Annotated in this window: 20 protein-coding genes and 1 CRISPR repeat array (1 of these 21 running past the window's edge); of the genes, 1 reads left to right on the top strand and 19 read right to left on the bottom strand. The window is 61.3% G+C overall.

All coding sequences use genetic code 11. The features are described 5' to 3' along the window. Positions 1–1,359: a CRISPR direct-repeat array (repeat unit 28 nt; unit sequence GGTCTATCCCCGCGCATGCGGGGCAACC) (it extends 866 nt beyond the left edge of the window). Between the two features lie 45 nt (positions 1,360–1,404). The 15 genes from cas2e to BMZ02_RS03365 all read right to left on the bottom strand — a co-directional run bounded on the left by cas2e (position 1,405) and on the right by BMZ02_RS03365 (position 16,111). Continuing rightward, the gene (cas2e, locus tag BMZ02_RS03300; RefSeq protein ID WP_091639885.1) at positions 1,405–1,704 is read right to left on the bottom strand and encodes a type I-E CRISPR-associated endoribonuclease Cas2e; all 300 of its coding nucleotides are present in this window, start codon (positions 1,702–1,704) and stop codon (positions 1,405–1,407) included. Beyond that, positions 1,676–2,572: a type I-E CRISPR-associated endonuclease Cas1e gene (gene cas1e / locus BMZ02_RS03305; protein WP_091639887.1), complete on the bottom strand. Its 897-nt coding sequence runs from the start codon at positions 2,570–2,572 to the stop codon at positions 1,676–1,678. The genes cas2e and cas1e overlap by 29 nt, the downstream gene beginning before the upstream one ends. Continuing rightward, on the bottom strand, positions 2,569–3,282 hold the full coding sequence (locus BMZ02_RS03310) for a type I-E CRISPR-associated protein Cas6/Cse3/CasE (protein ID WP_091639889.1): 714 nt from the start codon (positions 3,280–3,282) through the stop codon (positions 2,569–2,571). Before BMZ02_RS03310 ends, cas1e begins: the two co-directional genes overlap by 4 nt. Next, positions 3,273–4,007: a type I-E CRISPR-associated protein Cas5/CasD gene (gene cas5e / locus BMZ02_RS03315; protein WP_091639891.1), complete on the bottom strand. Its 735-nt coding sequence runs from the start codon at positions 4,005–4,007 to the stop codon at positions 3,273–3,275. Before cas5e ends, BMZ02_RS03310 begins: the two co-directional genes overlap by 10 nt. Further along, the gene (cas7e, locus tag BMZ02_RS03320) at positions 4,007–5,167 is read right to left on the bottom strand and encodes a type I-E CRISPR-associated protein Cas7/Cse4/CasC (RefSeq protein ID WP_091639892.1); all 1,161 of its coding nucleotides are present in this window, start codon (positions 5,165–5,167) and stop codon (positions 4,007–4,009) included. Before cas7e ends, cas5e begins: the two co-directional genes overlap by 1 nt. A 10-nt stretch (positions 5,168–5,177) precedes the next feature. After that, positions 5,178–5,705 (bottom strand): type I-E CRISPR-associated protein Cse2/CasB, encoded by a 528-nt coding sequence (locus BMZ02_RS03325; RefSeq protein WP_091639894.1) that lies wholly within the window; start codon positions 5,703–5,705, stop codon positions 5,178–5,180. Beyond that, a complete protein-coding gene (gene casA, locus BMZ02_RS03330) occupies positions 5,692–7,233 on the bottom strand; it encodes a type I-E CRISPR-associated protein Cse1/CasA (RefSeq protein ID WP_171909789.1) in 1,542 nt (513 codons plus the stop codon). The genes BMZ02_RS03325 and casA overlap by 14 nt, the downstream gene beginning before the upstream one ends. Then, complete coding sequence (gene cas3, locus BMZ02_RS03335; protein WP_245753943.1) at positions 7,223–9,802, bottom strand: CRISPR-associated helicase Cas3'; 2,580 nt, start codon at positions 9,800–9,802, stop codon at positions 7,223–7,225. Before cas3 ends, casA begins: the two co-directional genes overlap by 11 nt. Before the next feature lie 600 nt (positions 9,803–10,402). Then, positions 10,403–10,891, bottom strand: coding sequence for a putative molybdenum carrier protein (locus BMZ02_RS03340; protein ID WP_091639899.1), 489 nt, complete (start codon positions 10,889–10,891; stop codon positions 10,403–10,405). 777 nt (positions 10,892–11,668) lie between these two features. Next, a complete protein-coding gene (locus tag BMZ02_RS03345) occupies positions 11,669–12,088 on the bottom strand; it encodes a hypothetical protein (RefSeq protein WP_091639901.1) in 420 nt (139 codons plus the stop codon). A 3-nt stretch (positions 12,089–12,091) separates the two neighbouring features. Further along, complete coding sequence (locus BMZ02_RS03350) at positions 12,092–12,451, bottom strand: hypothetical protein (protein WP_091639903.1); 360 nt, start codon at positions 12,449–12,451, stop codon at positions 12,092–12,094. Next, positions 12,448–12,675 carry a hypothetical protein gene (locus BMZ02_RS18700; protein ID WP_139209130.1) on the bottom strand — a complete coding sequence of 76 codons (228 nt, stop codon included), beginning with the start codon at positions 12,673–12,675 and terminating at the stop codon, positions 12,448–12,450. Before BMZ02_RS18700 ends, BMZ02_RS03350 begins: the two co-directional genes overlap by 4 nt. A gap of 114 nt (positions 12,676–12,789) precedes the next feature. Next, positions 12,790–13,647: a hypothetical protein gene (locus BMZ02_RS03355; RefSeq protein ID WP_091639905.1), complete on the bottom strand. Its 858-nt coding sequence runs from the start codon at positions 13,645–13,647 to the stop codon at positions 12,790–12,792. 3 nt (positions 13,648–13,650) lie between these two features. After that, positions 13,651–14,913: a tyrosine-type recombinase/integrase gene (locus tag BMZ02_RS03360; RefSeq protein ID WP_091639906.1), complete on the bottom strand. Its 1,263-nt coding sequence runs from the start codon at positions 14,911–14,913 to the stop codon at positions 13,651–13,653. 298 nt (positions 14,914–15,211) lie between these two features. Next, positions 15,212–16,111 (bottom strand): DMT family transporter, encoded by a 900-nt coding sequence (locus BMZ02_RS03365; RefSeq protein ID WP_171909790.1) that lies wholly within the window; start codon positions 16,109–16,111, stop codon positions 15,212–15,214. An 88-nt stretch (positions 16,112–16,199) separates the two neighbouring features. Between BMZ02_RS03365 and BMZ02_RS03370 the strand changes: the two genes are divergently transcribed. Further along, entirely contained in the window at positions 16,200–17,093 is an 894-nt protein-coding gene (locus tag BMZ02_RS03370; RefSeq protein WP_245753917.1) for a LysR substrate-binding domain-containing protein, read from the top strand. Here BMZ02_RS03370 and BMZ02_RS03375 read toward each other — a convergent pair. The 4 genes from BMZ02_RS03375 to BMZ02_RS03390 all read right to left on the bottom strand — a co-directional run bounded on the left by BMZ02_RS03375 (position 17,069) and on the right by BMZ02_RS03390 (position 20,068). Then, a complete protein-coding gene (locus BMZ02_RS03375; protein WP_139209131.1) occupies positions 17,069–17,785 on the bottom strand; it encodes a class I SAM-dependent methyltransferase in 717 nt (238 codons plus the stop codon). The two genes, BMZ02_RS03370 and BMZ02_RS03375, sit on opposite strands and share 25 nt — an antisense overlap. A 26-nt stretch (positions 17,786–17,811) precedes the next feature. Continuing rightward, a complete protein-coding gene (locus BMZ02_RS03380; RefSeq protein WP_091639909.1) occupies positions 17,812–19,272 on the bottom strand; it encodes an alpha/beta fold hydrolase in 1,461 nt (486 codons plus the stop codon). 19 nt (positions 19,273–19,291) lie between these two features. Then, positions 19,292–19,663, bottom strand: a complete 372-nt coding sequence (locus BMZ02_RS03385) for a hypothetical protein (RefSeq protein WP_091639911.1) — start codon at positions 19,661–19,663, stop codon at positions 19,292–19,294. 132 nt (positions 19,664–19,795) lie between these two features. Next, positions 19,796–20,068, bottom strand: coding sequence for a DUF5666 domain-containing protein (locus tag BMZ02_RS03390; protein ID WP_091639912.1), 273 nt, complete (start codon positions 20,066–20,068; stop codon positions 19,796–19,798). Between the last annotated feature and the right edge of the window lie 37 nt (positions 20,069–20,105).

Consider the following 20,105-nt stretch of genomic DNA (forward strand, 5'->3'; position numbering starts at 1 on the left):
GCGCATGCGGGGCAACCCTGGCGGCCATTCGGGACCGATGGGCGGAAGCGGGTCTATCCCCGCGCATGCGGGGCAACCCTTAGTTATGGCAGTGCTCGAAACTGCCGCCAAGGTCTATCCCCGCGCATGCGGGGCAACCCCCTTGACCTCGGCACCCGTCGCCTCGCTCAGAGGTCTATCCCCGCGCATGCGGGGCAACCTAACACCGTGGGCATGTCTTCCATGAGCATACGGGTCTATCCCCGCGCATGCGGGGCAACCAGTTGGACCGCTGGGGCTGCGTCACCTCGCTGCGGTCTATCCCCGCGCATGCGGGGCAACCTGTGCTTTATCGCCTTGGGTGGTGGTCTATACGGGTCTATCCCCGCGCATGCGGGGCAACCGACCAGCAACAGTTCCGCCGGGCTGAAAGCCAGGGTCTATCCCCGCGCATGCGGGGCAACCGTGCGCAAGCGCAGAGTGTGCTAATCACGATGGGGTCTATCCCCGCGCATGCGGGGCAACCGAGTATCAGGCGCTGCGGAACAAGAACTACGTGGGTCTATCCCCGCGCATGCGGGGCAACCGCCCTTGGGGAGACACTGGGCCTGCCCGTGGAGGGTCTATCCCCGCGCATGCGGGGCAACCGTATCCCCGGAGCGGGTGACGTCGAAGCCCTCGGGTCTATCCCCGCGCATGCGGGGCAACCGTGGAAGCGCCCGGAGATCACTGCGGCCTCGAGGGTCTATCCCCGCGCATGCGGGGCAACCCACGGGATGCGCTCATCCGCTTCCGCCTGGAGAGGTCTATCCCCGCGCATGCGGGGCAACCTACCGCTCCATCGCCTCACTCATCACCTCGACGGGTCTATCCCCGCGCATGCGGGGCAACCCCGGGCCGCCAGGGCGTCATCGTCACCTGCACGGGTCTATCCCCGCGCATGCGGGGCAACCCTGAGAAACAGGAGGCCCAGGGCCATGAATGAGGGTCTATCCCCGCGCATGCGGGGCAACCACTACGAGGACTACGACGGGTTTTCCTTCTCGGGGTCTATCCCCGCGCATGCGGGGCAACCAACACGCGGCCGTTCTCCCGGCGCACGTTCTCGGGTCTATCCCCGCGCATGCGGGGCAACCGGCATATCGACCGACGCGGCAGCGCTTGTCCAGGGTCTATCCCCGCGCATGCGGGGCAACCCCGTACTAGAAGAAGTCAGAGAGACAAAACGCAGGTCTATCCCCGCGCATGCGGGGCAACCGATCGAACCGCCGACCTCCTGCATGCCATGCAGGGTCTATCCCCGCGCATGCGGGGCAACCGACAAGCCGCCGAATCAGCCGCTTGATGTTGGGGGTCTATCCCCGCGCATGCGGGGCAACCTCTTTAATGTAACTTGCTAATTCAGCGAATTTTTAAAGAAAGTCACTACAACGAACCTCGCCTCGCCACCACTAAGCCATCCATTTCTAGCAGTTCCACTGGCGGTATCCCCAGCGTCAACACGGATTGTCCACCAGGCATCTTCTGATCAGCCCAAACCATGATGACGGAGGCATCCGATTCGTAATCCCACCATTTCTCCAGAACCTCCCAGATCCGGTCACGCACGGACGCCGACAAACGGGGCGCGCTGTAAACACCGGCGGTGAGCTCCAGCATGGACGATGCGAGGAAACCACGCATCCGAGTACTCACATTACGAGTCACTACCATTGTCATCGGCATGGAGTAACTCCTTTACGCGATCGATCATCTCGGGGATCAGCCGCTTCTTTCGGAACGTCGTCGCAGCCTCCTTGCGCAGTGTCCTCTCCAAGCTGAGCGAGGGATTCTCCTGAACCTGCCGGGCTACAGCGAACGCGAGTGGAATCGTGATATCGGCACGGTATAAGTCTGCAACATCGAGTGTGAACGCATTGCTCGAGTCTTCGTGGATGAATCCGAGAGGGGGCAGTGCGCCCAACGCAGCAACGGCCACGTCAGCCGCAGATTCGACAAAAGTAGCGGCGTGGTTGATTGCCTGGTTCGGCACATCAGCCGAGGTCGGATCGTTTCTGTTGTAGCGCCGCCCTTTCCACGTGATGCCAAACCGTTCCGCCTGAACACGGTACATTTCCTTCATTCGACCGCCCTCAATGCCGCGTAACACACTGATGTCGCGATGTGGCAGGACTTTGCCGAACCGATACGCATACATACGGCGGGCAACATCGAGTCGCGCCGTTTCCTTGGCCCACAGCGTGGCGTGGGCGCGGGCGATATCCGATTGGCCCTGCCCCATTGGGGGCGCGGTGTACAACTTGGTGCCACCCGATCCGACCGCGGCAAGAAGGGTTCCATGGCGGGCTAGTAGGCGAAGCACATCATGTGTCACAGAAGAACCAGGCCCAAGGAGGATGATCGAAATGCCTTGATACGGGATCGCGTAATCGCCGGCAGCCAATTCGTCCGATTCTGAGCACACAAACCGCAGCGTTCCGTCCTCGACTGACAGTCGCCCCTGAGCCAGCCACAGCAAACCATGGCGGTCGGCATGGGGAATACGCGACCCCGCGAGTCCGAGGCGCCCCTTTAGAAACGCTCCCGCCGTCATGCTGGTTTGAGAAGCACCATGCCAAAGCCAAACGCGCGATGGCGACCGACACCCCGGGCCAGAACCTGGCGAAGTCCTTCGTTATCTCTGACCGTGAACGTGCCAGCGACTAGGGCATCAGGCCTGACTATGCGCCGGCCTGTCGTCGCTTGGCCGTTGGGTGTATGACCGCGGCGCCACATGGAGACTAACCGGAACCCCTGAAGTGCACATTGCTCCCGATCCAACTCGGCAACGCCACTTAGCCGCTTTTCCAGCCAGTCACCGTAAACCCTCGCCCGACTCAGTTCCTCGTGGGGTAGGTGTGCCGCCTCCGCGAGGAACGCATCCTGTTCACCGGCACGCCCTCGAACAACCGGGCAAATCCGAACCTCAAAGCCCAGACGTTGACCCGGCTTCAAGGAGACATCGTCCATTGGTTTGGACGCGGCATGCCGCCAGTCAGTCACCTGTGCTGCGAGCGGTGGAGCGAACGATACCGCATGCTCGCGCAGCTCATCGGCTCTTGCTGGCCCGTACCCCAGCAGCCGCAACTCACCGGTGCGTTTGGATAGAAGCCGGAAATTCCAAGGTGCTAGCCCTCCGAGTGCAGCCTGAAGCCATCCATGCGTGGCATAGCCAAGGTCCTCATCATCGGGGCGGTTATGCCCTTCGACCTCCGCATGCCGCACAAGGCGTTCTGGATCCAGACGCAGATCGATCATGTGCATGGCGGAACCCCCCGGAGACGTCCTTCCGTGACAAAGCGGTGACCGGTGTGTATCTGGTTGCGCCAATCCCGTTGATCGGAACTACCCCAAGTCCACATTTCCGCCTCTTTCGAGCGTTCAAGGTCCGCCGGCCAACACGCTTCCATACCGTCTTGGCTTCCAGGGGCGCGAGGATCGGCCGGGTAGGACGAAAGTGCCTCCAAGACGTCGTCTGTGTCCCGCCGGCCACGAAATACCGGTGCAGAGGGAAGACAGGTTTTCCGTCCCAGGAACAAAGGGCGTACCGGCCGACGAAGCGCCGCGCCGACGGTATCAAGCTCGGGCTCGGCATCGGCTGACACGGTCAACGCCAAAGTGAGGACGCCGTTCGCCCAGTAATGCCGGTAGCGTTGGTGGGTCCCTTTGCGCGCCGCATCCCCACCGGCCCGATGCTCGGGGACGCCATGCGTCGTCCATCCTGGGCGAACCAAGTGAGACTGACCGAGATCCACTGTGTGATAGTCCACCAACGGCTCCGGCGGGACATCCCAGCGTGCGGCAAAGATCACGCGCGACTGGAGCGCCTCCAGCGCCTCGACATCACCATGCTCCCAGCCCATCGCATTGGCGAGCAGTCCGGTCATTTGGGACTGACTCGGAAATCGTTCTGTCGGATTGTGGTGGTCCACTAGAACGCCACCGAAACTCATTAACGGAGCATCGAAGCGCAGAATCAGGCTGGGCATCACGCTTCTCCAAAGGCTGCATCCAGAGCTGCCTCCACGGCGTCTTTGAGAGGCCCACCCTTGGCTCCCGGAATCGCTTCGGGATCTCGGGTTGTAGCCACAAAACGGTGCTCGTCACGGCCGTACATGCCATCGAGCTGATCAAGATGGGTGCCCATCCGCTCAACCGCCGACTGCATGACGTCTCCCCGCTGATGAAGGGATGAGAGATACGCGTTGGCGAGTGTTCGCGGCTGCGCTCTCGAGGATTCAACCAGTACACATTCAGCTCGCGCGTAAGGCGCAGTCGCACCGAGTTTGGCGCCCGGGCTCACTGTTGCGACAGCCTGAATCAGCCCACGGAGCACATCCCTTGCGTCGCTGATAGCCTCGGCGTGTTCCGCCCAGTCTTTGCGCTCGCAACCCGATAGGTTGGAAACCAATAGAGGGATATCGACAACGACATAGTTGTAGAACAACCCCGCCCCCAGTTCCATATCACCGGCATGCGCAGCCCCGGCGTCCTCGCCCGGGTCCTTAAGATCATCGACGACCGTGAAATAATCAACCTCGTTATCAAGCGGATGGACCGTAAACGCGTGGGCCACGTGGACGGCCGCATCGCTTCTCGCCAGAACGTCGGATGTAACGAATCGCCCGAACATTGCTCCCTCGATGCCAGCCATCAGATCATCTCCCCCGGCCGCCTGGAGCAGTGCTCGGAAGTTGTTCTTCTCGGCTTTGAGGCGGCTTTTCAGGACCTCTCCCGGATTCTCACCACTGCTCGCACATTCCTTGATCAACGAGACAAAATAATCGGCTTCGGGTTTGCCGAAGAGTACAGGCTGCTTGAGGAACAACGGCCGGTCCTTGTCCAGCGCCTCCTTGCTCTGCATCACCGTCATGACAAGTTCCTCGGTCAGCTTCTGCGCAGGTTCGGAATCGACACCGTCCGCAACCACGCGACGCCGGACTTCGCGATCGAAGAAGTGCCGCGAACGAATGCCCGCGGGGAGTTCCAGCGTCTCTGTCAGGCTCTGGCGCCAGTGGCGCTTTAAGCACTGCGATGAGACGCGCGTGCGCTCCGCGTTGCCAAACGGGATGCGCTTTGCGAGCCCTGCATCATCGCGATTGAGTAGGCTCGCTGGATAGGAGGTCAGTGTGTGAATCTGTAAGAACATGCGCGTCTCCTTATGTAGCCGCTGGTTCGGCTTCTACTTGGCCGGACGTGCGGTAAAAGTCCTGAGCGATTCGGGTGTTGATTCGCTCACGTTCTGCATCAGAGCTCGCGAAAAGAAGTCGAGCAAAGTCATTCCAATTGGCTGAACTCCGACGGCTCGCAAGTCGCCGTGCTGCGCGAAGGACCAAAGTCGCGAGAACGTCCTCATCGGCCGCCAGGAGTTGCTCCAATCGCGATTCTGAGAAATCGATACTCGCGAGCGCGCGGCCCAGCGGTAGGCTGGCATTGTGCGGCTGGCCATGTTGCATAGCGAGGCCACAGATCAACGTGCGCCAGGGCGTATTCCATTTCGGTTTATGGAATGCCTCCGGGACCTGCGCCAACAGAAAGCGGTGATAGGCAAGCGGAGTACGCCCCTTTATTGCCATGCGCTTGAGCGCTGCCCGATCACCACTCGGAAAGTGCTCGGCGTGGAGAACGTGCGCCAACTTCGCCACCAACTCGGTGGGGTGGCGCGCATTAGTGTCAGGCTGGGTCATTGGTCTCCCCTGGCTTAGTAACGCGTCGCTGCCAACTTCCGTGGAATACTTGCCGCGCTTTCACGCGCGCTCGGTATCGACGGCCCGCCCTCTGTGGCGTCGCCGCAATGGCCTGCTCAAGAACTTTCTCGGCATGATATTTGAGGCGCTCCTGCCAAAAGGCCTTGGCATTCGCGTCGCTCTGATCGATGGTGCCCCATAACCAGCCGAAGTACTCGGCGTTCCATTGGTCGGCGTAGCGGGTTAGGAACGGATCTATCCATCCGTTGACCTCTCGCTTGCCATAATCGATACGCGTAGGACCGCCTTCCAGAAGGGCGAGTAGCGCGGGCTTGAGAATCCGGTTCTGCACTTCGCCGGACCGCTCTAGCGCCCATTCAGAAAGTTCAGAGAGCCGTTCTCTGCCCTGCCCCCCCATGAGCAACGGAATCGCTTTCGGCGCGATGCGCACCCTCGCCTCATGAAAACCATCCGTCGTTCCTTGTCCGCGCACCAGTACAGAGGCATAGAACCAACAAGGACCGTCGGATTTCTCGATTTTCTGGAACGGTGCTGGGCTGTATTTCTCTTGGTCGAGCAGAAGATCACGAAGAAGACGTGGCGTAAAACCCGACTCAGGGACTGTGAGCGCTCCACCTGTCCGTCGATTGATGGGCGTCCAAGGATCGCCCGTGTTGCCCTTCAGCTCCTTAGCCGCAATGCGCGGGACTCTTGTCGGGCGCGAAAATGCGGTCACCACGCCACTGGTTGTTCTCAAGCGTATCGGGCGCGCAACCTCGATAAAAAACGGATGCACCGTATCCAAGCCAAGGCTCTGTTTGCCGTCCCACGGCAGCGTCCAAAGCAGCCGATGTCCGTCGGCGGAATAAGGCCAAGGCGGGCTCAACAGCTGATCCAGGAGTTTGACCAGGCTCAGGGTATCGTCACGCCACCGAGCTCCAGGAAACGGACTATGGGTTACGCCAACGCAGGGGCGCGATCCAGAGCCGCTATTCATGCGACTCACGCCGTAATTCCCCGCACCCATAAAGCCACTCATGGTCTGGACGCTGATCAGCGCGTACACCCAGTCCTCCGGCTCAGGCCGGGTAATCCGCGCGCTCTTTAGATCGTGGTTCTTGGCAGTTTGTAGGACATCGATCCCATCAGCAGCAGCGCCGCGATTCTTGTACTCTGGCTCGTCTGCTTTGCCAGCTACCGCAGGCTGCATAAAGGCCGGCTGCGTCCAGTCGTCAACAACCAGAGACCAAGCGTGATCTTCGAGGCCAGCTGTAAGCGACCGCAGTCCAATACGCCAGAGTTCCACCGACTGTGCAGGATCATCAAGCCCTTCCTTCTCCAGGACAGACGCGGCTAGATAGCAAAGAAATATATGAACGGCATCGCGCTGGTGGGCTTGGACGCCATGCATCGCCCTCACGGTGTCTCCGCCGAGTTCGCTCAGGAGTGCCGGCAGACTGAGACTCTGATGTCCGTGCGGACCAAGGTCGACGCTAAAGATCGGATCTTCAAGGAGATTATGCGACATCCACGCGCTCCAGGCCGAGGCGGCTGTATCGGTACGTTCGCCCCCCATAGCGAAACCGAAAGCCGGACTCTTCCAGTTCAGGGGGACCATCCAGCACGTCCGCGTCAACGCCAGGAGCGACCATCCACCCGGGCACGAAAACTTCATCAAGCCGTTGCCCGAAGGGACTGGTCAACGGCATTTCGAGTGGTATGCGCCGATCCGCCATGCCGAGACGAGTTTGTACTTGTTCGTTGAACTCCCGAAACCGTAACTCGCCGAACGGCTGATTGGGAATAAGCGCGCTGTCGGCTGTTTGTCCATGCGCGACTTTAATGGCGAGGAGCTCATTGCGATGAGACTCCCACGGACCGTCCCGGAACTGCTCAGTATGGTCTGGATGTGTGGTCGCCTCCACGACAAACCGATTGTCCCGCGGGATCACGATTTCGCGGCCGTTCCCAATTAACTCCGCCGTCAAGCGAGCGATGCGAAGGTCCGGATAGACGTTGCCAAGCCCTGCCAACGGCCGTACGCGTCCCTTGTGATCAAACCGCTTCCCCATCGTTGGATCCTCTGGCATTAATACCGTGCAACGTGCCCTCTCGAACCCAGCTGGTCGGTGACGAACGTGCCGTTGCAGCCTGCCAATGCGCTGCAGTAACACGTCCGCGGGGCACAGATCCGTAATAAGCCAGTCAGCGTCGATATCAAGACTTTGCTCAAGGGTTTGCGAACCAATGAGAACTAACGGTGCCAGCTCAGCTTTTTTACCCATCGCCAAGCTCACCGCCGCATCCATGCATTCGCGATCCCGACGTGCATAGCGCCCGTGGTGCGGACAAGTCTTCTCGTTGCAGCTAAAGAGAACCTGCGCAAGCTCGGAATCCTGCTCTACCGCTTTTTGAAAGGCGATCACACGACTAACCGTATTCAGGATCACCAGTACACGGGCTCCAGCGGACGCGGCTTCCCGCAGCGCTGGAATAACTGCAGTTAGATCCTCCAGCGAGGCAGTCGGTTGCAGGTGGACTGTTTTCTCCCGATGTTCGACGCCACGCTCGATGGCCATGACATCTCCGGTGTCGGTCGTGATCGACGGATACGCTAGTGCTTGGCTTTCGTCGGCAGCTGGGGTCACGTGGTGGCGATCCGGTGGCGTCAACAGTCCACTGCGCGCATCCGCACCGAGCGTTGCCGACAGCAGCAAAGCACGCCCCCCGATGCGACGGTGATGAAAGATCAGAGATCTGAGCAAACCTTGCATATAGGTATCAGAGGCGTGGACTTCATCGACCACGAGCATGGAACGGTCGAGACACACCGAGCGTAGATGGGCGTGATTGACCTGCATCGACGACAACAAGGCCTGATCGATGGTGCCAACGGCGATCGGAGCGGCGAGAAAGCGCTTAGGCCGCTCCGCAGCCCATGCTCGTTCCCGTTTGACCGTTTGCTTCGCATCGTTCCAAAGGTGGCGTATGTCCGGCAGCGCGTTCGCTGGCTCGCCGTCCACAGCGGAATACCCTGGAACCGCAAGTAGCACCGGTGGTCCAGCCTGACCGAACACGTTACGAGCGAATGCGAGAACACGCTCGTAGAGCTCACGTGCGGCAACACGCGTTGGAAGCGCGAAGTACAGCGAATCAACCTCTCCCGCAATAAAGCTCTGCAGGAAATGCGCGAGGGCCGCCTCTGTCTTTCCGGAACCGGTGTCGGACTCGGCGATCAGGACGTTGGCATTTGACGGCTTTGCAAGCGCTTCTTGGAGGGGGCTAGGCGGGAAACCAAACACTTGAGCGAAGTCCGCATGCTGAGACGCATGCTCACGCGCGTTACCCACATCGAGACCCACTGTGACGAGCGCCTGCGCTGCTGCTTCCCGTGCAAACACCGCTCGCGTCGAGGCCTGGTGGTGAAAAGGAAAGAAGCCTTCGCTATGGGAGCCTAGCCAATCAGCCAGCATCAACAGGCCAGCGAACCGGTGCTGTAGCCCCATACTGGCATTGATCGGGTCTCCTGGCTCCGTAAACGCATCTGGAAACGTATCGTGTGCCGCTTGGACAAGCCCGGAAATTGCGCCGACGGGATTACGTATTTCATCGGGTAACCAGTAACGCCGGTACGCTTGCCAGTTGTGGCTATCAAATTCCACGGGACGTCCGTGGTGGGAGAGTGATGCAATCAGTAACGGACCAACATCTTGCGGTTCCGCCAGCCAGGAAGCCAGCACCTCGATCTCGATCACTCTTGCGAAGGAAGCGCTGAGTTCTTCGTCATAGAATAACGGCGCCACTTCTCGCACGTGGCCCGCAGTGTCATGTGCATCTAGGTCCGCTTTTGCCTGGAACCCGTGATTGCACTTGCCCAGGTCATGCAGCAGGGCAAAGACAGCGAGTCGATCCAGATGCCGTGTGCTCAGGTCCTGACCAGAGGCGGCACACAGCGAACGGTAAATGGCGGGAAGCTCACATAAAGCCCGGAAGACGCTGGCCACATCAATGCAATGATGCTCTAGAGGCAGCCAATCTTCCGCTGCCCCAGTGGCGTCTCGACTCAGCTTGCCCCATCCCCCCTCCGCTGCCCTCACTTCCAATTAGCCACGCCCTCTATTAGGTGAAAGATTTGCGATTAAACCCTCGTTTGAATTGGCTACATTGTCAAATCTCCCTCTCTCCGCAGGACATCCCCACCCTCCCTGCGGCGAATACCTAAGCCGCCGCTGCACACCCGTTGCTATCTCGATGTGTTCCACCTTGGCCACTCGTTGGCACTAGGGCTAGGGCCAGGCCCATGCCTTCCGGTCAATGATCAGGTGTCCGGTCGAAATGAGAACTGTTTCAGGCGCCATCGATGAACGCACTTGTCACCCAGCCTCTTCCAATCCGGTCGTACACGGCCAGAGCCCTGACTCCACGCGCGTAGCCCCTGGAACCGAAACTGTAACCTGTGGCGCGCCAGCCGGTTCGAGCATCTATTCATCCCTCGCCAGCTTACGCTTATGTGCTTGTCCGCCCACCACCTTACCGGCTGCACTGAAGACGCGCTCTCGACTCTCCGGTGACAAGGCTTCCAATTTCCTTCGGGTTTCTGGGCTCCACACGAATATCGGTTTCCCGGTTTGTTTATCTCTCACGGCATATCTCCACTGTTCGGGAATAACTAGGCAGCGCGCCGAGCCGCAGCCGTACTATGGAGTCGGGTTCAGCCACTTAAACTGCCGAATCAGTTGCGTAACCACCCGCTGGGTGTACTCGCGCGCGGCGTGCGCCGTGCTCTGCCGGGGACCGGCGACGTTCAAGCGTGCGACATCGTGCTCCTGGAGAAAGAACGCCAACCGCATGACTGCCCGCTTCGGCTTGATCTCGGTCGCGTCGATCAAGTGAAACGGCTTCTTGCGTTTAAGGCACTGCGCCAGCGTCTCCGCTGTACCACCTTCAGGAACGGTGTAGTAGATGATGACCGTGCCGTCGGAGTCGGTGATATTCTGTATGGTGCGCTGCCGATATCCGGCGCCCTCCAGCTCCTTGAGCGGATACCGATCCGGGATACGGCCGTTCTCGGCCTCGCGCCCATCTGGACACCATCCACCGCATGGGAAGCCCTCTTGCAGGGCCGCATCGAGTGCACCGCGGTCCACGCCCGTCTGCCCGCCTGAGATGATTTGCTCCAGCGTCATGCTTGCTCTCCCTGGGTTTGATGTGCGTCCCTTGATCATAGTGAAGTGTTCCGTGTTGCCGGCCGGACACCGTCTCAGTTCTCGCGCGCCAGGCACTCCTCGGCGACCCGGTTGCCGTCTTGAAGAGCTCTGCGCATCCGCCGTCGTTCACTGCGTCTACTACTCATCGCACGTTCCATGCACCAGCACCGGTTATCGATTTGCACCAGCGCGCTCGCCTAAGCATCGCGAACGCCATCAGCATTTGACGGTCACTGAGTCCCATCTCTTGGCCGGTCTTCACGCCTGCCCTCGCTGCCGTCAGGGCCAGCTTCATGGCCTGCTGCATATCACCTCAAGGAATGCTTTTTCGCTCGTGCTGTCTTCCTCCCTACCATTTCAAGGGCTTTCCTGCCTGAGCGGAACTGCCGCCCCCCTACTCTCCGACGTGACCAGATACATGTCGCTGGTGTCGGTAACTCCGAAAATCTCTGCCTTCCCGACGATCCACACCTTATCGCCGCCCCGGGGCCTGTAGCGGGTTGTTGCTAGTCGGTCATCGGGTCACCTCTCAGTAGCCGTTTCGGCCCAGTTGCCGCTGAGGCCAATATTTCAGGCTTCCATAAAGGCCTACCGCACATGGCAAGTAAAGTAGGTGTACACATATGGACCTCATGAGGGTGGTTTTCGGCCCTGACAGGTACACATATGGACCTGTGAGCGGTGATTTATTGATCAGTCCTCCGTGACTGGTACACATATGGACCTCATTGGTACACATATGGACCTCGAAAATAATCACGCGGCTGCTTTTGGGGCCGGTTCGTCCTTCCATGTTCCCAGTGGTGTGCGCGTGGACGGTACGTCGAGTTTGCTGCGCCTGGTTTCGCGGTCGATACACTCGTCGATTTCTTCCCAAGTAAGCGCGTACAGGGAGCACTGATTCTTGCCCCCCTGCCGCGTGCGCACGATCATCCCCGAGTCCAGCAACTCGCGGAGTGCCCTGTTTAGGGTGGCCTTGGAACGGAACCCGCGGTCCTTCAATACCGAGTAGGCGGCCATCAGGTCGCCGTTGTTGTGCAGGTTGTATTGCGAGCTGAGTTCCAATAGGACGCGCACCGCCCAGGCGCTCAACTTTGCGAACTTCCGTGTTCGCATCACCGGCACCGGGATCGCCGCAATCTTGTCCTTGTGGGGTCGCTTGCTTTTTCGTGCCATACATTAAGCCGCCTCCCTGTCGCCACAGACCCGCAGCATTGTCTTCGCCTTTTCCTGTTCCGATACTTCGAGGAAGTATTCCTTGCATCGGGTCCGTGTGCCGCGGTAACCGCGGACCACAGTCTCATCTTGGGCTATTCGGTGCCCCATGCCCCGCGCGATCTCGGCCATGGTGGAGTTACCGCAGAAGTCATAAATCAGACGAGAGAAGTCCCACCGATTGAACCGGTGCCCGGTATTGAGTAGCGCAACGGCCCTCCAGATTTTGGGAGTCGGTCTGCTACCGTTCGCGAAGAGTTTTTTTCTCTGCGACGCGCTCTGGCCGGCGGCCCCCACCGCCGGCTTTTTCTTGTCTGTGCTCATGCCGCGTCGTCTCCTTGGTTTTCCTGCCGGCCACTCGCGGCCCAGCGCCATACAGTCGGCACGGAAACGCCGTACCGTTCTGCCACCTGGCGAACGCTTGGCATACCCTTCAGAGGGGGGAGATCGAGGCCTTGGGACTTCTCCCATTCGGCGAGTTCGGACGGATCCCAGCGAGTCACGCCGCCGGAGAGCCGGTGACCGTCTGGAAAAGGAATCTTGCTCATTGAGGGTTGCTCCGTGTTGCGCTGTTTCAGCGAGTCTCACGAAGCAGTTTTTCAGGAGAGGATTAGGCGCAACAGGACAGAAATTCGTTTAGAGCGCATTTTTTGTCCGGTGAGCTAGAAGGGTAAATCCGAGTCGTCTATCCGGGGCAGTAAAGGAGGCTCTCCCTCGCGCTCAATGAACCTTCGAACTTGTTTCCGAACTGTGTCTTCCTCGACCTGTTGCTCAACAGGGAGAGCAAGACAAACGTTAGCTAGCGTTGCGAGTATGGGAAAAGGAACCTCTACACCATGTCGCGCAAGGCGCTTATAGAACGTGCAACTGAAATAGATAACACGGGCCTTTTCGCCAGATTGCCGAATAGGGCTACTCGAGATCAGGCCAGCTCGCCCCCAGCGGTCATCATAGTACGTCCAATCAACGATATCTTGGAGGATTCCAGTCGCGTGGGAATGCGGGTAGTCGAAGGGAAGTTGATATAGCCCATCTGGGTCCGCATCGTAAGCGACGAGAATGTTGCCGCCTTCGGGTTCCGCCGCCGCGAACCTAGCGGCACTCGCTACGTACTCACCGATTTCCTGCTCAACATTCTCACTCCCTTCTAGATCTATTTCCTTCCCTTCATCCCACTCGCAACCAAAGCACGTACCCTCTAACAACTCCGCCAGGGCCAAAGCATGATGCCGAACTTTCTGCAAGTACCGCTCTCGCTGTTTGGGAGGCATATTGCCCGGTTTCCCGGGCATTTTGACAGCGTTCTCAGCATTCATCATCAGGTCGATCGGCCCGCCACCCTGATAGCGTGGAAGTTGGCTCCGAACACTATCGTGCCACTCCCACACCTCCTTCATTCGTTCATCACGTGACAGGCGACAGTAGAACTCTGCCTTTGCCGGCGGGAGCTTGCCTTCCATTTTGGAAAGCCACTCGGCCATCTCTGTTGGTAGCCATTTGGGAAACCGCTCATCAGACATCGCTCACCCCTCCCGTATCCCTACCACATCACCACCGGGCAATCCCTCACAGCAGAACCGCGCCCAATCCGCCATGAGCCGCTGGCGCTGAGGCAATAGCTCGTCGCGAGCATAGGCCGCCCTGGTGGCATCACTGTTCACATGCGCCAGCGCCAGTTCGGAGACCTCGTCCGGGTAAGCCGTCCGGTTCCTGGCCCAATCCTTGAACGAACTCCGAAAGCCGTGGACGGTAGCGTCTACCTTCATGCGCTTGAGCACGGCCGCCAGGGTCATATCCGACAGCGCCCCACCCCGCGGGGCCGTGAATATGTGGTTTGAGCCCTCCATGCGCGGCACGGCCTCCAGCACCACTAGCGCGTCATCGGAGAGCGGGACGCGGTGCTGTTTGCCTGCCTTGATGCGATCCGCCGGCACCGTCCAGATGCGGCCCTGCGTGTCGATCTCGTCCCACTGTGCGCCGCGCACTTCACCGGAGCGGGCTGCGGTCAGGATTGCGAACTGGAGAGCGAGCGAGGCCATGCCCTCACGCTTACGTAGCGCCTGCATGAACTCGGGCACTTCCTGCCAGGGGAGCGCCCGGTGATGGCGCACCTTGCGGATCTTATTCGGCGCCGGGAGCACTTCCTTCAGGTTGCCGTCCCAGCGGGCCGGATTCTCGCCGGATCGATAGCCGGAGACCGTGGCCCAGGCGAGCACCGACTCAAGTCGTTGACGCACTCGTGTCGCCGTCTCAGTGCGCTCTCTCCAAATCGGATCCAAGACCTTGAGGATATGAGGCAGCTCAATCTCCGCGACCGGCAGCGAGCCGATCACCGGGAGCGCATGACGCTCCAGGCTGCTGATCCAGTCTTTGCGGTGCTTGGCGTTGCGGAACTCGGATTCTTTAGCCGCATGCGCCTTCCGGGCCGCCTGCTCAAAGGAAATTTTCTTGGCGAGACCAACCCGCCAGGCCTCTCTCGCGGCTCTTCTCTCCTCTGCCGGGTCGATGCCCTGCCGGATCTTCTCTCGCAGCTCTCTGCCCTTCTCGCGGGCCTGAGCCAGGGTGACGTCAGGGAAGCCACCGAGACCGAGATCGCGGCGCGCATAGTAGGCGTTGCCCTTCTGCGAGTAGCGAACTTCCGGTGTGGAGTAACGCAGAATCCAAGAGCGGGCACCGCCATCCGAGACCGCAAGGAATAGGCCTGCGACACCGCCCACAGCGTGGAGTCCTGGGCGGGTGAGGCGCTTTACTTCCAACGCACTGAGTTCTGGCGGTTTTTTCGGCATCGGGAGTCGAACTCCGAGGAAAGATCAGGTAGCCCTTTGATTTCAGGGGATGCTTTTTTGGTATAAGGCTCAAGCGTTTTCTCACAAAACGCGAATAAAAACACTGACATTATTCCCAACAAAGAATCTGCGATTGGACGATACTAGGTGATAGCGCGTGATTCAATGGAATTCTATATATCAGTCGGTTATACGTGATAGTGCTGCAGCGTGATATGGATTAAAGTTCGAAAGACGCGGACCCCACCTCCACCAACACCTGATCGGGAGCCGTTCTGCACGAACGGCTCCCGGTGTTTCACTCCCGCGACATCCTGCCATCTCCGGCGCCACGCCTGCCCAGCCACGGCCCCTGACTGAACAGCGCGCCCAGCGTGATCGCCGCCGCGGCAATGAACAGCTCGGTACTCGGTGAGCTCCAGCCCAGCGCGACAAGCAGGACGGCCGCGACCACGGGTACCATGTAGGTCAGAACGCCGAGCAGGCTTGCGGGGCCGCGGCGCAGGGCGTATCCCCAGGCCATGAAGGCCAGGCCGTACGGGCCGATGCCGATGAGCGCGGCGGTCAGCCAGTCCCGCGAGGTGGTGGCTGCTGGTGCGGTCTCGAATGCCAGGTGCAGCACCAGTGCGATCAGCCCGGCCTGGGCGAACAGCGACCGATAACTGCGCGCAGAGAGAGGCCCCGCCTGGCGCAGAAAGAGCGAGAAGACAATCCACGATGCACCGCTGGCAAGACCCGCCGCATAAGCCCCCGCCGGCGTCGCGATGCCCTGGCCATCGGCGAGGATCAACGGGGCCAAACCGCCGAACGCCACGGCGGAGCCCAGCAGCGTCCGCACCCGCAACCCCCTGCCCGCGAGCCGGTCGCAGATCAGCACGAAACCCAGCGGCCACGTATACGTGATCAGGGTAATGCGTGCGGGATTGCCGCTCTCCAGCGCGAGGAAGTAGAAGTAGAGCGCGCCTACCAGCCCCCCGACGCCAGCGACCTGGTCGCGCCAACCGGGAGCAGGCTGCTTCGCCGGCACCGCCTGAAAGCACGCCATGACGGCGGACAGCGCGGCTGCACAGGCCATGGCAATCACTGCCACCAGCATTGGCGGCAGCTCAGCCAGACTGCGGAGCACCGGAAGACTGCCCCATAGCGCGACGGTAAACACACCCGCTGACACGCCGGTTAATGCCGGGCCACTGACCATTTCCGCCCTCCCGTCTCGGTACTTGCTGCGCGTTATGACGAGGCTTACGGTAAGGAAACGGAAATAATCATGGAAACGACATATTGTGATGAATCCATCGCATATCATGATGACCGGTAATGCACCGCACCGGCCGCTGGATCTCGTGGTCCTGCAGACGTTCGTCGGTGTCGTGGAGGCCGGGGGATTCACGGCGGCGGCAGCGCGGCTGCATCTGGCACAGTCCACGGTCAGCGCCCACATGGCCCGTCTGGAGGAGACGCTGGGATGCCGGTTGCTGCGCCGCGGGCAACGGCTGGCAATACCGACGCCGGCCGGTGAGCGACTGCTTGCCCACGCAAGACAGATGCTGAGACAGAACGCCCTGGCGTGGCAGGACGTCCTGGACCAACGGCTGGACGGGGTCGTGAGACTGGGAATTCCGGACGATTACGTCATCTATCTGCCGGAGACGCTGGCGGCGTTCGAATCCCGCTTTCCCGGCGTCGATCTTGAAGTCCGGTGCGGACTGAGCGTGGACCTGGTCACGGATGTCCGCTCGGGCGCCCTCGACCTGGCCGTGGTCACCCGACAGCCGAAGAGCCCCGGTGGCGAGGTGCTCCGGCGCGAGCCGCTGGTGTGGGCCGGATCGCCCAGGCACGACACCCATCACCGCTCGCCGCTGCCGCTGGCGTTGTCCCGGGAAGGTGTGTGCATCTTCCGCGACAGTGCGCTCTCCGCCCTGGATGCTGCAGGGCTGCCCCGGCGGGTCGCCTATACCAGCGCCAGCCTCTCCGGCCTGTGCTCCGCCGTCCACGCCGGGCTGGCCGTCACGGTGCTGACGCCCTCCATGCTCACCTCCGGCATGCGCGTGCTCGGCCCGGACGACGGCCTCCCCGAACTCCCGGCGATCGAGGTCGCACTGCACCGATCACCCGGCCGCCCCAATGAGGCAGCCCGTCAGCTTGCCCTGCAACTTCAGGAGCGGCTGGAAACCCCGTAGCAACTGTTGCGGTAAACCAGGACGTGCGCGGCCGGCCCCGTACCGAAGCGCCTGGTAGGGTACGCGCGATCGTCCACACACGTGAACAACGGGGACCGGTCCAGCAGGTGACGCTGGGTCGGGTTTCTGTAGACAACCAGTACCGTGCGGGGCGTCCTGCGCAGGGCGGTTTCCAGGTTGGCCAGTACCCGCACCATCACCGCGGCCTTGAAGGGGTTGAACATGTAGATCAGGAGGTTGCCGTCCGGAAAGTCGAACGCGCCCGCGTCGGCGCATCGCGTCTCGACCCTGTCGACACGACGCCGCGGGTGACGATAGCGGCGCGCATTGGCTGCGGCAGTCGCACTCAGCCGCGCGTCGTACTCGACACCGATGATGCGCCGGAAGGGATAATGGGCGGCGAGCAACAGTACTTTGCCCTTCCCCGACCCCAGATCGACGAAGGTGAAGGTCCTGGGGTCTGCCGACAGGCGGCGGATGATGCCGTGGAACAGGTAAGCCGATGTGGCCTCGTAGGGTTCGTGGGCCTCGGGCAGACCGGCACGACCGGTCGCCTCCACGGCGGTATCGGTGCCGTGTCGGCGATCAAAGTCCGTAAGGCGGTGGAGTACGTTTCGGGGTATCAGCGCCAGCGTCCGCCGCCACCCCTTCTCGCAAAGCGACTCACGAAACCGTGCCAATCCGGGATGCATGTGCGCCCCCTTCCCCTCCAGGGCTTTCAACCTGTCCCGCCCTCGTCGCGCACGCGCAGTACCAGATCGCCCCGATCAAGCGTCTCGCTATGCAGTGAGAAACGGATATCATCACTGCGCGGGTAACGTTGGCCGCTGCCCGGCAGTTCGCTGTCCAGCCCCGTCCAGCGGGCACGCACCAGGCGGCCGGCACCCCCGTCGTCGTCCCGGATGCCGACGGTGAGCACGTCCTGGAACAGGTGCTCGCCGAAATAATGGTGATCACGCAGGATGCGCCGGTTGCGCACGTAGTGCGGCAGAATGCGCAGCCGGATCTGGAAGTGGGAGTAGCGGTCCCGCGGGCCGGGCCGGCGCGAGCGCATCAGGTAGGTGCGGAAGAGCGTCTCGTGCCCCGCCTCCAGTGCGTCGGCGTCAACCGTAAGTGCCGACCCGTGCTCCTCGCGCTGATCCGTCATCACGGTTTCTTCGCCGCGGATGACGACCGTCGTCTCGATCAACAGAAACCGCAGGTCCGCATCATCGCGCAGCGCCGCCTTCAGGCGCACCCCCTCCAGACGGATCTGCACGCTGGTCTCGCCGAACAGAAAACGCTGCAGGTTCTGGTAGCCCTCTTCGGAGTTCACGATTCCGAGCGGGCCACTGTGGCTGCGGTAGACGAAGGCGCGGCTGCTCCCTTTGACGTAGGCATGCTCCATCTGCACCAACCCGTCACTCCCCGGCCCCACGGCAAGCCGCGCCAGGCCGTAGTCGCTGTGGTTGGTGCCGATGAGTGAGAACACCTGCTCCGGCGGGTAGTGTCCGCCGAGCTCATTGAGCCGCTTCTGGTCCCGGTCGCCGGGGAAGCCGAGGAACTCGCGCATCCGGCGCGGCCCGAACGTGTCCGAATCGTTAAGCCCCAGGAGATCGCGCACACTGGTGAGAAACCCGAGCCCGTTCCGGAAGTGGATGCCGTTGTGGGGCGTGGCATAGGTGAACAGCCGCGCGATTCGCGCCGGTGCGGCGTCCTTGAGGACGTGCTGGATCAGGGAGCGGCAGACCAGCCCGCCCATGGAGTGGGCAACAAGGTACACCTGCTCTGCGCCGGTCTTCTCCAGGACGAACTCCACCAGCGTGCCCAGGTCCGCGGCCAGGGCCTCGATGTCATCACGCTCGCCGTCTCCCGCACGTCGGGAGGTCGCGTCGTAGTAACGGAAGACCCAGAGTGTCCGCTGCGGGAAACCGTCCCCGGCGTAGCGCCGCTCCTCGGCGTTGAGCAGTTCCACCGAACCGTCCGCGACGCGGGCAAAGACGTCATGGTAGCCGTGGTCTTTCATCAACCGCACAAGCGGGCTTTCGAAGATCGCGAACTCCGGGCTCCCCTCCGGGCCGGTGCGCACCTGCGTGCTGCCAAGATTGAAGCCGTAGTAGGGAAGGTCAACCGTGGACTCCACGGCACCCTGGGTGCCCGCATAGCCGCGGACGTAGACGATGGGACGATACCCCGGCATCACACCCTCCCGCCGATGGCTAGACGACAATCCAGCCGATCAGCAACCCGCCCCCCAGTGTCATCAGCACGATCTGGGCCGACGCCAGCCCGCCAATGGTGACTCCGGCACCGATCCGGTAACCGCTCGTGCTCACGGGCTGCCCTTCCGCCCCGGTCAGGGGCAGACGCTCAACCACCGACGCCAGGGAACGCGTGAGGATGACCGCACAAAGCACGGATAATGCAAACGCCGCAATGGCCAGAACCAGGAACAACCGGGCAAGGCCCTGCGGATCCCCGCCCTGCAACACGACCACGCAACCGGTGGCGGCAGCGAAATCAACACCGATAAGCCACTTGCTCCAGTCACGGAGTGAGTCGATGGCGTGCTTCTGGGTGTCCTGATCCATGGGCCGGCCCTCGCCGCCGCAGTACACGGGGCCCGGCCGGAAGTATAGTCGGGAAAACCGGGAGACAGCGCCGGGGCGGACGCCGTCAAAGGGACCGGAAGATGTCCGGGTGGCCGCCACCCGGTCGACGGCTCAGTCGTCGCGTTCGATTTCTGTCGCGATATGCCGGCCATCCCGATACTCGAACTCCACCTCGACGCGGTCGCCTTCACGGAGATCCTCGAACCGGCGATAGCCGTCGTCGTAGTCCGTGTGGCGACCGGTCTCGAGCGCGATCCCCTGGACCGTCACGGTCTGCCGCTCCACGTCAATTGCCTGGATGGGGCCTTTAACCTCGTTGCCCGCCAGCACCGCTGTCGCGAACAACACCCCCGCAACCGCAAACACAACCTGCCGGTACACCATTGTCTCCACTCCTCTATCCACTGGTCTCGGTCGGGTC

The sequence above is a fragment of the Aquisalimonas asiatica genome, from assembly GCF_900110585.1.
GTDB classification, from domain to species: Bacteria; Pseudomonadota; Gammaproteobacteria; order Nitrococcales; family Aquisalimonadaceae; genus Aquisalimonas; species Aquisalimonas asiatica.